The 14,544-nt window shown below is 64.1% G+C and carries 12 protein-coding genes; 2 read left to right on the top strand and 10 right to left on the bottom strand.

The genetic code is table 11. From position 1 onward, the window contains the following. Positions 1-112: 112 nt before the first annotated feature. The 10 genes from M2432_RS10175 to M2432_RS10130 all read right to left on the bottom strand — a co-directional run bounded on the left by M2432_RS10175 (position 113) and on the right by M2432_RS10130 (position 12,899). A complete protein-coding gene (locus tag M2432_RS10175) occupies positions 113-1,996 on the bottom strand; it encodes a hypothetical protein (RefSeq protein ID WP_280826668.1) in 1,884 nt (627 codons plus the stop codon). Positions 1,997-2,460: 464 nt separating this feature from the next. Continuing rightward, positions 2,461-5,490: a replicative DNA helicase gene (locus M2432_RS10170; protein WP_280826728.1), complete on the bottom strand. Its 3,030-nt coding sequence runs from the start codon at positions 5,488-5,490 to the stop codon at positions 2,461-2,463. 525 nt (positions 5,491-6,015) lie between these two features. Beyond that, on the bottom strand, positions 6,016-6,471 hold the full coding sequence (rplI, locus tag M2432_RS10165) for a 50S ribosomal protein L9 (protein ID WP_280826667.1): 456 nt from the start codon (positions 6,469-6,471) through the stop codon (positions 6,016-6,018). A 14-nt stretch (positions 6,472-6,485) separates the two neighbouring features. Further along, positions 6,486-6,740: a 30S ribosomal protein S18 gene (gene rpsR / locus M2432_RS10160; protein WP_280826666.1), complete on the bottom strand. Its 255-nt coding sequence runs from the start codon at positions 6,738-6,740 to the stop codon at positions 6,486-6,488. Positions 6,741-6,773: 33 nt separating this feature from the next. Beyond that, positions 6,774-7,277 carry a single-stranded DNA-binding protein gene (locus tag M2432_RS10155; protein WP_280826665.1) on the bottom strand — a complete coding sequence of 168 codons (504 nt, stop codon included), beginning with the start codon at positions 7,275-7,277 and terminating at the stop codon, positions 6,774-6,776. Between the two features lie 71 nt (positions 7,278-7,348). Next, positions 7,349-7,639 (bottom strand): 30S ribosomal protein S6, encoded by a 291-nt coding sequence (rpsF, locus tag M2432_RS10150; RefSeq protein WP_280826664.1) that lies wholly within the window; start codon positions 7,637-7,639, stop codon positions 7,349-7,351. A gap of 131 nt (positions 7,640-7,770) precedes the next feature. Further along, positions 7,771-8,238 carry an SRPBCC family protein gene (locus M2432_RS10145; protein WP_280826663.1) on the bottom strand — a complete coding sequence of 156 codons (468 nt, stop codon included), beginning with the start codon at positions 8,236-8,238 and terminating at the stop codon, positions 7,771-7,773. A gap of 74 nt (positions 8,239-8,312) precedes the next feature. After that, on the bottom strand, positions 8,313-9,956 hold the full coding sequence (locus M2432_RS10140; protein WP_280826662.1) for a glycosyltransferase family 87 protein: 1,644 nt from the start codon (positions 9,954-9,956) through the stop codon (positions 8,313-8,315). Beyond that, positions 9,953-12,475, bottom strand: a complete 2,523-nt coding sequence (locus M2432_RS10135) for a transglycosylase domain-containing protein (protein ID WP_280826661.1) — start codon at positions 12,473-12,475, stop codon at positions 9,953-9,955. Before M2432_RS10135 ends, M2432_RS10140 begins: the two co-directional genes overlap by 4 nt. Next, entirely contained in the window at positions 12,468-12,899 is a 432-nt protein-coding gene (locus tag M2432_RS10130) for a DUF5318 family protein (protein WP_280826660.1), read from the bottom strand. The genes M2432_RS10135 and M2432_RS10130 overlap by 8 nt, the downstream gene beginning before the upstream one ends. A 97-nt stretch (positions 12,900-12,996) precedes the next feature. Between M2432_RS10130 and M2432_RS10125 the strand changes: the two genes are divergently transcribed. After that, positions 12,997-13,845, top strand: coding sequence for a DUF1707 domain-containing protein (locus tag M2432_RS10125; RefSeq protein ID WP_280826659.1), 849 nt, complete (start codon positions 12,997-12,999; stop codon positions 13,843-13,845). Between the two features lie 135 nt (positions 13,846-13,980). Further along, positions 13,981-14,526, top strand: coding sequence for a PadR family transcriptional regulator (locus M2432_RS10120; RefSeq protein ID WP_280826727.1), 546 nt, complete (start codon positions 13,981-13,983; stop codon positions 14,524-14,526). The last annotated feature ends 18 nt before the right edge of the window (positions 14,527-14,544 follow it).

Here is a 14,544-nt window from a genome sequence, read left to right as displayed (position 1 = left end):
TGCGTTTGTCTCACGAGCCGCGTCCATTCCTACAGAGTGAGCGGGATGACATGACATGCGGTTTTGTCGCTCCCGGCACCCATTGGCCATGCTGCGTGAGATTTGGCCACGCTCAATGAGATTCCGCAGTCGTGGTTATCGTCGCGGGTCTCGGTGGTGTGGACGCGATCGTCTGCCTCAGCTCCTGCGCTCGACTAATGTTCGCCACCTGCGCCACTGCGTCGATTGCCGCGGTCGCGGCAACGGGATTCGACTGAATGAGCCATTGCAGCAGGGCAATGGTGCGGTCGTCGAGACGCGGGTCAGGTTCAGGGATCGGCGGGATCGGGGGGATGGGAGGTAGCGATTTGCTGAACTGCCGTTCGATATCTAGGAACTTTTTCCAGCAGCGGAGCTGCGCTTCCTGATAGCGGTCGTCCCACTCGATCTCTAGGTTGTCAACTCGGATCGTGGTGAAGATCGACCGCTCAGGGTAGAAGTTCTTCATGACTTCCGGTGACGATTCCCCAACGACTACACGGACTCCGATGTTGATGTCGGCGAATTCGTTCGCCGCGAAAGCGAGTTCCAGCCTGCCGCCGTTGATCTGGTATTGGCAGCCGACCCGTCGCACGACAGGAGGCCCGAGTTCGTGACCGTCGACATCACGACATGGCACTTCAATTTCGACTCCCGAACCCGCCGGATCGAGCCAAACATTCTCGAGATACCATGCATAGGCAGGTCGCTCGTATCCGATGGAGTGGGCTCGGAGCACAAAGAACGTCGAGTATCTCTTGTAGCGGTAGGAGTAGTCGCCCTTCGGGTAGATCGGACATGGTGCGACCGTCGCTGGCCGCCAATCAGAGCTGTCTCGCAGTGCACGGTCGACGGCCGGATCAGCCAGGCTCACCGAGAAGTTTTTCCACGCGTCGCCACCACCGACAGTGAGATTCACGGCGGCGAAATCGTCATCGTAAGAATTGACCCGCACCACAAATCGGCCGGCGAAGGAATGGTAGTCGAGATCGCCTTCGACTCCCTCAAGATCGATGCGATCCACATAGCGGATCCGGATAGTTGCCGGATCGGCGACGGCGCCGCTACCGCTGAAGAAGCTGGCGGCGAGGATTGTAATAGACGCGTTACCGATGCCCGCGTCATAAAACGCGTCCTTGCGGCGTAACTCAAGAAAGTGCGTGTCGCCGCCGGGGACAATCGGTGGCACAACCGCCAGCACGGGTCTGCGATTCGGCCATGCGGCAATCGCCACGTCACGCGCCACCAGTTCTAAGCTCACTTGAGTGTGCTCATAGGTCGCGGGCACGTAATTCACCGAGTACACGTTGTTGAAGGCGCCGGATGGGTTCACGGCTCCATATTGGTTTATGTACAGATGGACGGCCGGCACGTAGGGCCCCACCACATTCTGCGGAAGTTCGGGCCTTGCCGCTCCCGGAAGTCGTGGATCGATTTTCCGCGTCCAGGTGAGATCCATCGTGGCGGCGCTCATCACCGAGTACGGGCATTCGTACTCATTCGTCAGACTGCCCCACGAGTAGTACCAAGAGCCGCCCAACTCGTGTTGCAGGTTGAACGTGTGTCCGACCTCCTGGCACGCCTCGTCGAATCGACTGTTCACGTCGAACACAGCCGCCAAAATGAGCTTTCCATTCGGTGCTCGATGTGCGCCGCCGCCAAAGAGATCAGTCGTCTGCGCGAAATTGATGATGCACCGATCGAATAGGTTCCAGTTCGGGTGCGACGACCGGTCCACCTCATCGAGCACCGCCCGAACTAACTGATCGCGGGGGTCGGATGCCCCAGGTCTCGGATCGTCCAGCACCACCGGTGGAAACAGGTGATATTGGAGGTCAACTTGGTGAAACGTAGACAACTTCCAGAAGTGCGCCAAGCTGAACGGGATCGTCGGATCCATCCAGTTGTGCGCGACAGTGTCCGACCAAACCGCTTTCGCGGGGGTGCCGGGGAAGCTCGCACGGATGAAGGCGATCATTGGGCCTCCTTCGGATTCCAGTCGACAACGCCATAATGCTGTCGCTAGCGAGAACGCCATAGAGTGGTCGACTACTGCACTTGCTCAGCTCAAGCAGCCGATGTGCACGTTGTGAATCGATGGCGGTAGAGGCGTCTGATGTCAACGTTCTTTTTGCATTGAGTGGCGGCACACATGATGTGAGCTGAAGCCGCGGCTGACCGCGCTGCACTCGTGGAACCGCCCGAGGAATCTTCTGCGCCAGCCGTCGTTTGTGATTCCTCGGATGCACGTAGCCAGCTAAATGCGTTCCACCGATGTGACCGATCCCGACGAACTTCGCCTCGGCCTGCAATCGGATCAGACTGCTCTGGTAATTGAACAGTCCGCGTGTCTCAACCAGCCTGGCGGATACGCCATCACTCCGCCACCGTCCGTGAGATTCCGCCACGTTCCGTGAGGCCCTACACCAGCAGCAGCAGCGACTACCGCGCCATATTCGTGAACCGCGAGAAGTGAAGCTGGTGTGCCACAGTGATATTCGCAGTCGGACCGTTACGGTGCTTACCCAAGATGATATCGGCTTCACCACCGCGTGGGTCTTCGCGGTCGATCGCGTCCGGCCGGTGAAGCAGCATCACCATATCGGCATCTTGTTCCAAAGAATTATGCAAGTTTATGCAATTTGCCATAAAATTATGCGTGCCTTCAACGGTGCCGTCGTAAACATCATGCTCACCGACACTGGTGATCTCGACGATCTCGTCCCAGAACACATCGTTCGTAGCGAGGTCATGCAGTTCGGGATTGTTCAGTGCTGCGGCCATGCGGTGCAGCGTTGAGCGGCCAGGCGCGTGCTTCCAACGCGACTGGGAGACAGTCACATTCGCCGCGAGACTCAGGTCGCGATTGGACCACCGCTTGGCATCCATCGCTTTTTGCACCTTGTCCCAGACTTCGACTGGCACAGTGTCAGCGCCCGGCTTGCGCGTCCGCGTGTTCAGCTCAGCTAGAACCTCACGAGCCTTCTCGCCACGCGCGCCATGCACTCCAACGTTGTTGAGAAATGCAGTCTGGTTCTCTGCGCGATCGATCCACACATTCCAGCAGTCGCGATAGCCGACCTTCTTCGTCCGCTTGATGCGTCCCTGCACGCCTACGCGCAGGAGTAACTGCACCACGTCCTCAGCTAATTGGCGGCTGGTCGTCGCGTAGTAGATCTTCCCTTGGCCCGCAACGGGTTCCCACCGCACCGACCCATCCGTCGCCCACAGGTGTCGCAGGAACAACGCGACCTGATCGTTGGGCAGCGCGAAAACCTCTTTGGGAACGAACTTTTCGTAGCTCCGCTTGCCGAAGAGCCCCAGCTTGTCCAGCCATGCCGCGATCGGGTTCCGCTTCCCGTGAGTCAACCGATAGGGCGCGGGCAAACGCAGGGATGTCACCCGGGCCGCGGCGTACTCGTCGCGCACCGCGGTAACGCCGAAGTGCCCGGCGGCTCCAGACACCGCGCCCAGGTTCGCCTCATCGATCGACGCGTACCGGATCGGCTGACGCTTCACGCACGACCCGTCGCCGATCATGTGCGCCAGCATGATGATCTCGGATTCATTCATGCGCTCGGTCTGCACCGGCTCGGGCACGGTGCGCGGCACCGCGAGGCGATCACTAACGGTCAACTCGCCCAACGGAACCCAACCGTTCAGCGTCATGAAGGGGTGGTTGGCCGTAGCTTCCACCTGGCGTCCCGACGCCAGCCGCAGCAGGAAGACTTCCTTGCGCCCGCTGTAGAACACGTTGGTCATCGGCCGGGCGACCATGCGCTTGCGCTCATCGAGCGACCACACCAGCGGCCGCTCCCCGGTCGCCATCAGCTCACCAAAGGTGACCTCAGAACCGTTGTCGGCGCGCAGGATTCGCGTCGACGCAGTCAAGCAGCCCGACTCACGAAGGTCCGATACCTGCGGCCGCTTATCCGTCCGCTGCTCGGGACCGCGGTTCAGCTGGCTGATGGCCACCACCGGAACCTCGAGCTCCTTGGCCATCAGCTTCAGTGACCGAGAGAACTCCGAGACTTCCTGCTGGCGCGACTCGAACTTCTTGCCCGAGGACATCAGCTGCATGTAGTCCACCACGATCAGCCGCAGATCGGCCTTCTGGTGCAGCCGCCGGGCCTTGGCCCGAATCTCCATCATGGTCAGGTTCGGTGAGTCGTCGATGTACAGCGGCGCCTCGGAAATCTCGCTCATGCGGCGGGCCAGCTTGGTCCAGTCGTCATCGCTCATCCGGCCCGAGCGCATGTCGCCCAGCTTGATCTTGGCCTCGGCCGAGAGCAGTCGCATGACGATCTCGGTCTTGCTCATTTCCAGCGAGAAGATGACGCTGGCCAGCCGGTGCCTGATGGACGCCGAGCGCATGAAGTCCAGGCCAAGGGTCGAGTTGTGCGTCGGCACCATGGAGCGGCCGGCCAGATACAGGTGCGCGAGGTTGTCGACCTCGACGCACCGAACCGGCACGGACTCCACGCGGCGCACGTCGACAATTGCCACCGGCCGGGTCAGGACCGCCAGGCCGCCCGCAGTCAGCGCGGGCTCGAGCCGGTCGGCGCCGGCCCGCAGCGCCGCGGTGCTGATGATCCCGCGGCCGGTCGGCCACTGGTGCGACCCATCGGCCACGATGGTCGTCCCGTCGGACAGGTCGATCTCGTAGCAGGGCCGCGCCTCCATCACCGGCGTCGCTGCCACCACCCGGGTGGGGCGCCCGTCGGCGCCGATCAGCTCGTCACCAACCGCGACGTCACCCATGGTGGTCCAACCGTTGGGCATCGGCAGCGGGGTGTCCAACGCCAGCGCCTTACCCACGCCGGGACGGGCAGCAACGATGATCATCTGACCGGCATGCAGCCCGTTGGTGATCTCGTCCAGATCGGTGAATCCAGTCGGCACACCGCGCGAGATGCCACCCTGCGAGGCGATGGCGTCGATCTCGTCCATGGTGGGCTGCAGCAGCTCTTCCAGCGGGACGAAGTCCTCACTGCTGCGGGTCTGGGTGACGTCGTAAATCTCGGCCTGGGCGCGGTCCACCAACTCGGCGACATCGGCGCCCTCAGCCCCGGCGTAGCCGTATTGGACGACGCGCGTGCCGGCCTCCACCAGCCGGCGCAGAGTAGCCTTCTCGGCCACGATGCCCGCGTAGAACCCAGCGTTGGCGGCGGTGGGCACAGTCGAGATCAGCGTGTGCAGATATGGTGCGCCGCCGATGCGCTTGAGCAGTCCTCGGCGATCGAGCTCGGCGGCCACTGTGACTGCGTCGGCTGGCTCTCCGCGCCCGTACAGGTCCAGGATGGCGTCGTAGATGTTCTGGTGCGCGGGGCGGTAGAAGTCGCCGGGACGCAGCCGTTCGAGGACGTCCGCGACGGCGTCCTTGGAGAGCAGCATGCCTCCGAGGACGGACTGCTCCGCAGCCATGTCCTGCGGCGGCTGCCGGCCGTAATCCTCGCTGGGCGGCTCCTCCATGCCGGAACGACCCAAGTCGTCGACGACAGCCACGAAGCGTTCCTCCTCCCCAAAAACGAATCGAACGCGTATTCGACTATGCCTGCTTGAGACCGTACTGCACCCCGCCGACAAGGTGGACTCGAAAGTTCCTGCGTGTCGCGCGACGCATGACATTAGACGTTGCTGCGCGCCCCTGATAGCCCCCCTGTGGACAACTCTGGGGATGGCGTGTTGACAGCTCTGGACAGAAGTGTTGAGCGGCTGGGGAGAACCTGTGGAATATGGCTCACAGAATGTGTAAACAACCTGGTCAAACAGGTATATCGCGTTTGCTTCCCTGTGTATGACAACTGCTTCGGCGTGTCGCGACTGGTTGCGACCTCGGGCGTGTTGTGTATCGGCCGTGGGACGCGCAGGTTAACAGCTCCGACCATTGGCCATCTATGCGTGCCCAGAATGAGTTCGCCAGCCAAATGCAGAACGCCCGGGCGAAGTCAATGATTGACCTCACCCGGGCGTTTAATGCCTGAGCTAACGCTCGAGTTACTCGGCGACAACCGCCAGCGACAGCGGGACATTCACCGACGGGTGCAACCGCACCCCGATCTTGTGGGTGCCGACCGACTTGATGTGCGCCTTGGGCAGCTCGACGGTGCGCTTGTCGAGGTTGGGGCCACCGGCCTTCTTGATCGCGGCGACAACGTCGCCCGCGGTCACCGAACCGAACAGCTTGCCGCTCTCCGCACCGGCCTTGACGGCCAGCGACACGGGGCCCAGGGCCTCGATCGCCTGCTTCAGCTCGTTGGCGTGGTCCAGGTCGCGAACCGTCTTGGCGTCGCGCGCCCGACGGATCTCGTTGGCCTGGCGCTCGGCGCCACGGGTCGCCACGATGGCCAGGCCACGGGGCAGCAGGTAGTTACGGCCGTAGCCGTCACGGACCTCAACGGTGTCGCCGGCCGAACCCAGGTGATCGACCTCAGCGGTAAGAATGAGCTTCATATTCTCAGTTCTCCCTATCGCGTCGACGAGCTGAACGGGAGCAACGCAACCTCGCGAGCATTCTTCACAGCGATCGCGATGTCGCGCTGGTGCTGGACGCAGTTACCGGTCACGCGACGGGCGCGAATCTTGCCGCGCTCGCTGATGTAGGTACGCAGCAGCGCGGTGTCTTTGTAATCGATGGTCTGCGCCTTCTTGGAGCAGAACACGCACTTGCGGGTCTTGACCGGCTTTTCCGGCGCCGGACGCCGCTTGGTGGCCTTGGCCATGGGTATCTCTTTCTAGTTCTAGCTAATGGTTGATCAGAAGGGCGGCTCGTCGTCGGCGCCGCCGAACGAACCCGATGCCGGGGCGCTGCCCCACGGGTCGTCTGCTGGTGCGCCGCCACCGGACTGGCGGGAATTTCCGCCACCGAAGCCGCCTCCGCCGCCTCCGCCGCGGTTGGCCTTGTTCACCTTCGCCGTCGCGTACCGCAGGGACGGGCCGATCTCGTCGACCTCGACCTCGACCACGGTGCGCTTCTCACCCTCGCGGGTTTCGAACGAACGCTGCTTGAGCCGGCCGGTCACGATGACTCGCGACCCCCGGGTCAGGCTTTCGGCGACGTTCTCAGCCGCCTCACGCCAGATGTTGCAGCGCAGGAACAGCGCCTCGCCGTCCTTCCACTCGTTGCTCTGCCGATCAAAGATGCGCGGCGTCGAAGCGACAGTGAAGTTGGCAACGGCTGCACCTGACGGCGTGAACCGCAGTTCAGGGTCAGCTGTCAGATTTCCGATGACGGTGATGGTGGTATCACCAGCAGCCACGAGTTCCTCCTGGGACGAATCGAGTGAATTAGGCGCGAGCCTACGCAAGGCCTAAGACAGCGCGCAGCGACTCAGTGCTTGTCGGTCCGCATCACCTTGGTGCGTAGCACCGACTCGTTCAGGTTCAGCTGACGATCGAGCTCGCTGACCGTGGCCGGCTCGGCCTTCAGGTCCAGCACCGCGTAGATGCCCTCACCGTGCTTGGCGATCTCGTAGGCCAGCCGGCGGCGGCCCCAGATGTCAACCTTCTCCACGTTGCCACCGTCCTTGCGGACGACGTTCAGGAACGTCTCCAGCGAGGGAGCTACGGTGCGCTCGTCGAGTGTGGGGTCAAGGATGACCATGATTTCGTATGGACGCATAAGGAACCCATCACCTCCTATGGTCGTATCGGCCACGGCGTGTCCGTGGCAGGAGGGTCGCCTGCGTCGGCAACCGGCCTAGGCTACCGCAAGACACCCTGAGCTGCGAAATCGCGCGCCGCGGCGACGGCTCAGGCCGCCTCGGCGGACCGCTTGATCGCGGCCAGCGTCTCCGGGATGCCTGTCTTGGCCGATTTCTCGCGGTAGGCGATCTGCTTCTCGACCTGGTCGCCCCAGCGCTCGTGGAAACCGGCGATGCCAGCGGGCAGAAACTCCCACGACTGCGTCAGCCGGGTGCCGCCGTCCACCGGGTCCAGGGTGAAGCCCCAGCGCACCCAGCCGCCGTTGACCTCCCAGACGAACTCGCGGCCGGGCTCGGCGACCATCACTTGGCTGCGGGTTTCCCATACGCGGCCGGACGCCTCGTTGCGGCCCTTGAACCAGGCGCCGGCCACCGGGCTGCCGTCCTCGTCCTCCCACCAGCATTCTTTGCACTGCGGACTCCACTGACCCATGTTGGTCACGTCCGAGACGAGCGCATAAAGCGTGTCGGGATCGGTGTCGACGACGATGGAATCGGAAAACGTCAGGTCGGTCACGCCACTCAGATTGCCACTGGCCCCTGCCGAGCACAGCCCCCTTATGCCGTGGGCAGAACCGCCGGCGAGGGCTGCTAGACAGCCGCCAGTTCCTGTTCCGGGTCAACGTCTGGTGCCGACTCGGCCGAGCGAGGACGCAGCCGTCGTGGCAGCCAGCGCGGCGGGTTGTCGTCGGCACCGTCGAACACCCCGCCCGTCGGGTCGTCCACCGGAGAACCGTGCCCACCTGAGCGCACGATGTCGCGCTGCGGCCGGTAGATCGCGGCGACCACCAAGGCACACAACCCCAGCACCGCCAGATCGCGCAGCAGCACGGTCGTGGTGAAAAACTGCTCCGGTAGGCCCATCTTGGGATCGGCCCGCAGATACATCATCCGCGGCACCCATACCAGCGCGTCAATTGTCATCCACGCCAACAGGATTCGGCGATGCGGCAGAGCCAACGCCGCCAGCGGCACCAGCCAGAGTGAGAACTGCGGGCTCCACACCTTGTTGGTCAACAGAAACGCCGCGACCACCAGAAACGCCAGCTGCGCCAGCCGAGGCCGGCGCGGAGCCGTCAGTCCAACGTAAATGATTGCCGCACAACACAATACGAACATGGCGGCGCTGAAGGCATTGAGCACCGCCGGCGGCTGCCAGAATCCCAGGTTGGTGTCGAAACCACGCCAGCCGGTGAACGACTTCACCACGTTGTAAATCGAATCCATGTCGTCACCGCGGCGGGTGTTCAGCCGGAAGAACTCCGACCAACCCCGCGGGTACAACAGCGCGATCGGCAGATTCACCAGCACCCAGGTCAACACTGCGGTGATCGTGGTCCACACCACTGGCCGAAGCCGACCCGTGCGCACCCCGAGGATCAGCAGCGGGATCAGCAGCAACAGCGGATACAGTTTCAGGCACACTCCCGCACCGATCAGAACTCCGGTGAGCACCGGCTTTCGCCGCGACCAGGCCAGCATGGCTCCCGCAGCGCAGGCGGTGGCAAGTGCGTCGAAATTGGTGAACGCCTGGAAGATCAACATGGGCGAACCCGCCACCACCGCGGCGTCCCACACCCGTCTGCCGGCCAGCAACATGGTCGCCCACACCGTCGCCATCCAAGCCAGGGTCAGCCCGAACGCCGAGACGTTGAAGAACATGACGACCTCGGCAACCACCGGCCCGTGGATCGCCTTGGTCACCGCGGTGTACGCCTTGGCCACCGACATCGACAGGTACTGGTAGACGCCGGTCAACACCGGATATTCCATGTAGCGGATTGCGCGAGAGCCGTCGTACATGACGCGTGGCTTGCCGGCACTGTCGTTCTCGATCCAGCTGGACCGGTACGGGAACTTGCCCTGGTTCAGCAGTTCAGCGGTGTACAGCGGGACGGTGTCCGAGTAGCAGAGTTCGTAGTAGGCGCGCTGGTTCCCCCAGTTGGCCACCCGCTGATCCGGCGGACCGGTTCCGCTGGACACCAGGCATGGCGCCTTCGTGGTGTAGCCCAACGCCAGAAACACCAGCGTGATCATCAGCATGACCCGCAGCGGGGTGAGGAACCGGGCCCGCCCGATCAGTGCGCGCCGGCCGACGGGGCCACCGACCACCTCAGACAGCGCGGCGCCGATAGCATCGGTGCGGCTGGGCAGGTCGCGGTCGTCGGCGCTGCGCAGGTCTGATGTCAGTGGGGCCGGCGAGACTGTGCCTACCCCGGACTTCTCCGCCGTCACGGCGGCGGAGGCGGCCCACCGCCCTGCTGGTTCTGGGCACCCTGTTGGCTCTGACCTTGATCACCGCCAGCTGGGACCGGCGGTGGGGCCGGCGGACCAAGCTGCACGGTCGTGGGCGGACCGAACGGGATGGTGATACCCGGCGCCACCACCAGGGTCGGCTGCACCACCGTCTCAGACGGCGGCGCGCTGACCACCGGGCCGCCCGGCTGATCCGGGTTAGGCGGCGGCAACGCCGGCGCCTGCGGCACACCGGCATAACCGCCGATAGCCGTGGGCTTGGGGAACGATTCGTTCTCAGTGCCCTTCAGCGCACCATCCATGGTCGATTTCCAGATGTCCGACGGCAGCCCTGACCCGTACACCGGCCCGCCGTACTTGGTCACCAGCGGGTGGGAACCCGACGTCGTACCGACCCAGACCGCGGTGGACAGCGACGGCGTGTAGCCGACCATCCAGGCGTCCCGGTTGGCCCCGGTGTCACCGAGCTGCACGGTTCCGGTCTTGGCTGCCGACAACCGGCCACCGGCCAGGTTGTGCCCGCGCGAATAGCCGGCGATGGGTTGCATGGCCGAGGTCACGTTGTCAGCCACGGCCTTCGGAATCCGCTGCTCACCCGAATTGTCTTGTGACGACGCGTCGAACAGCACCTGCCCGTCGGCGTTGACGACCTTCTGGACGAAGTGCGGCTTGTGGTAGCTACCGGAATCGGCCAGCGTCGCGTACGCGGAGGCCATGTCCAGCGCCCGGCTCTGGTACTGGCCCAGCACCACACCGTTGTTCGGCGGTCCGCCCTTGCCGTCTTCGGACAGCGTGTGCTCGACGCCCGGGAAGCTGTCGGCCACCCCGGCCTTGTGCGCGGCGTCGGCGACGTCTTGCGCCCCGTGCTTGAGCTTGAGCATCAGCCGGTAGTAGCTGGTGTTCAGAGAAAGCTTCAGCGCCTCGGCAATGCTGCATGTACCGCAGCCTTCACCCTCGACGTTGGTGATGTTGATGCCGTTGACCGTCACCGGCGCGCTGTCCACCTGGTACCCCAGGCCGATGCCCTGCTCCAGCGCCGCGACCAACGCAAACACCTTGAACGACGACCCGGTGGGCAAGCCGGCCTGGGCGAAGTCGAAACCGTTGGCGTCATCGCCGCCGTAGTAGGCCTTGATCCCGCCCGTGCGCGGGTCGACCGACACCACTGCCGCGCGCATGTCGTCAGCCTGGCCGTCCAGCGTCTTGGCCACCACGGTCTCGGCGGCCTTCTGCGCCTTGGGGTCGATTGTCGTGGTGACCTGCAGCCCCTCGGTGTTCAGCGCCTGCTCGTTGATGTTGAAGAGGCTCTGCAGCTCTTTCATCACCTGACGCTGGATCAGCCCGTTGGGCCCCTCGGTCCGGTTCTGCTGCCGGGCCTGGTCGGGCGGCACGGTGTCCGGGAACTTCTGGGCGTCCCGATCAGACTTGGACAGCGCGCCCATGGAGACCATGCCGTCGAGCACCCAGTTCCAGCGCTCAGTAGCACCCTCCAGGTCCACCGCAGGGTCCAGCGTCGAGGGTCGCTGGATCAGCGCTGCCAGCAGCGCGCCCTCAGCCACGTCGAGCTTGTCGACCGTCTTACCGAAGTAGGCCTTGGACGCCGCGCCGATGCCATAGGTGCCACGACCGAAATAGATCATGTTCAGGTAGGCCTGCATCACCTGGTCTTTCGACCACTCGCGCGACATCTTGGTCGAGATGACGAGTTCCTTGGCCTTGCGGACCAGGCCGCCCATACCCGAGCGGGCATCACCGACCATCGCGTTCTTCACGTACTGCTGCGTGATGGTCGACCCGCCCTGCAGGTCACCACCGACCAGGTTGTTCTTGAACGCCCGCAGGAAGCCGCTGAACGAGAACCCGGGATTGGTGTAGAAGTCGCGGTCTTCGGCCGCCATCACCGCGTCGCGGATGTGCACTGGAATCTGGTCGATGTTGACGTCGACCCGGTTTCCTTCCGGCGGAACGAATTTCGCCAGTTCGCTCCCGTCGCTGGCCAGGATGGTCGACACCTGGTTGGTGCGGATATCCCCAGGTTTGGGGATGTCGACGATCAGGTACGCCATGCCGAACGTGACGATCGGCAACACCACCGCGAGGGCCATGGCCGCATACGCCAGTCGGCGCACCAGCTTCCAGCTGACCTGCGGCATCTTGAACTGCGGTGCCTTGGGCTTGTCAGCGCCACCACCGGCGCCACTGCCACTGCCACCAGCAGGAGGCTGGGGCGGGGGTGGGGATTTGGGCGGCGGCGTCGGCGGCGGATTCATCCGCCCCAGGCTGGGAACCGGGTTCCTGCCCGACGGCCCGTCCAGCGCAGCCTTGACGGCATCGATCGGGTCGCGCAGCCGCGGATCGTCGACCTTCCCGACCGCGGGCAGGATCATGGTGCGACGGTCGTCGGGGGGCACATGCCCAGGCCGGACTGGATTTCCGCGCCCTACCGGTCCCTGCGTCGAGCCATCATCGGACCGGCTGTGGCGCCCTTCGTTACTCACTGGCAGTGCGCGCTCCCGACCGCGCGGTCCGGGTACGTCGTGCCTTCGGCGCATCGTCGGTACGCGGCGCTCCCAGCACGTAGGACTTGACCAAATGGTTCCAACTGCACGTCCGGCATACCTCCACCACATGAACTGCAAACTCGTCGTACTTGGCGGCCAGCATGACCAGCTCTTCGGTGGTCCGGGCTGAGCCCGACACCGGTCCGAGGTGGTCACCGAACACCCACGACACCAACGTCAGAGGTTCTTTCCGGCAGATCGGGCACATCACCGCACTGGCCCGACCGTGAAACTTTGCAGCGCGCAGCAGGTACGGATTGGCGTCGCATACCTCGGTGACACCGGTGCGGCCCGAGTAGACCTCAGCCAGCAGGGACCGGCGCCGGAGCGCATAGTCCACCACCTGTCGCTGCAATCGCACGTTGACCAGAGTACGTCGGCCCACCCTGGCCAACGCGCGATGGCTCGCATGCAGCGCAGACCACCCGAGCTGCACCGTCGGCCTTTACGCTCTCCGAGTGGCCTCAGCAGGAACACGGGCAAAAGACAGTGACCGTAATGACACTTGCCAGATTCTGGACACTGCGCTCGGTGACGGCCAGCTGTCCTCCGAGGAGCACCGGCAGCGCGTCGCATCAGCAACCACCGCCGTGACTCTCGGCGATCTGCAGGCTTTGGTGACCGACCTGCAAACCGCGAACGCGCCGGTCCAGCTACCCAATCTGAAGACCCGGAAGTCCGGCTCCATGGGCTGGGGCTTTCTAGCCGCCATGGGAGCGGTGCTGCTGGTGCTCGGCGTCGCCATCGGCTGGGGCATTTACGCCACCCCGGGCCGCTCTCCGCTGGCCGTGAGCGCGCCGGATCCCGGCGCCAAGCCCGACGGAGTGGCGCCTCTGGTGCTGACCCCGCCACGGCAGCTGCAGTCCCTCGGCGGGCTGACCGGACTTCTGGCCCAGATGAAGCAGAAATTCGGTGACACCACCGGCTACGAGCTGAGCATCTACAGCGATTACGCGATCCTGGAACGCCCCGACCCGGGCGAACCGCGCCGGGTGCTGCGCTACGACTACCGCGGTGGCTGGGATGACCCCGACACCACGTCGGTCGGCAGTGACGAACGGGTTGTGGACCTGGGCAAGTTCGACGTCGAGAAAATCACCGCGATCATGCATGGCGCCCCCGAGACGCTCGGTATCAAACGCAACGAGATCAACACCGTCTACGTGGACATCAAGGCCAGCGGTGACGTCACCGCGCCGCCGGACACGGTGACCATCTCGATCTACGTATCTGGCAAGTTCAACAACAGCGGCTATATCGAACTGGATCCCGCCGGCAATCAGAAGCGGATCAACTACCCCACTTGAGCTACCAGCCGCTACCTCGGCATTGGCCCACCAAAATGCGCTTCCGCTTGGCACTCAATATATCGGCGCGATACAGTTGAGCGAGGTGTCGAACCGTCGTAGCGGCGAGACAGTACCGACCAAGGGGGTGTGTTCATGCTGGAGCTCGCAATTCTCGGGCTGCTCCTCGAATCCCCCATGCACGGCTATGAGCTGCGCAAACGCCTGACGGGCTTGTTGGGTGCCTTCCGCGCCTTCTCTTACGGCTCGCTCTACCCGGCATTGCGCCGCATGCAGGCCGACGGGCTGATCGTCGAGGACGCCGCGCCGCTCGGGTCCACCAAAGTGCGCCGGGCCCGCCGCGTCTACCAACTGACCGATGCCGGCAAGCAACGATTCACCGAACTGGTCGCCGACACCGGACCCCAGAACTACACCGACGACGGCTTCGGTGTGCACCTGGCGTTCTTCAACCGCACGCCCGCCGAGGCCAGGATGCGAATCCTGGAAGGACGGCGCCGTCAGGTAGAGGAGCGCCGCGAAGGTCTGCGCGAGGCGATCGCACGGGCCAGCAGCTCGCTCGACCGCTATACCCGCCAGCTCCATCAGCTCGGGCTGGAGTCCAGTGAGCGCGAAGTGAAATGGCTCAACGAGCTGATTGCAGCCGAACGTGTGGCGCAGGGTCGCGCCGATCAAACCTGAACGCACACGCTCCGGCGA

It is taken from the genome of Mycobacterium sp. OTB74 (genome assembly GCF_029892685.1).
GTDB lineage: Bacteria > Actinomycetota > Actinomycetes > Mycobacteriales > Mycobacteriaceae > Mycobacterium.
Note: the sequence above shows the minus strand (reverse complement) of the source record. Positions and strands in the feature narration are given on the sequence as shown.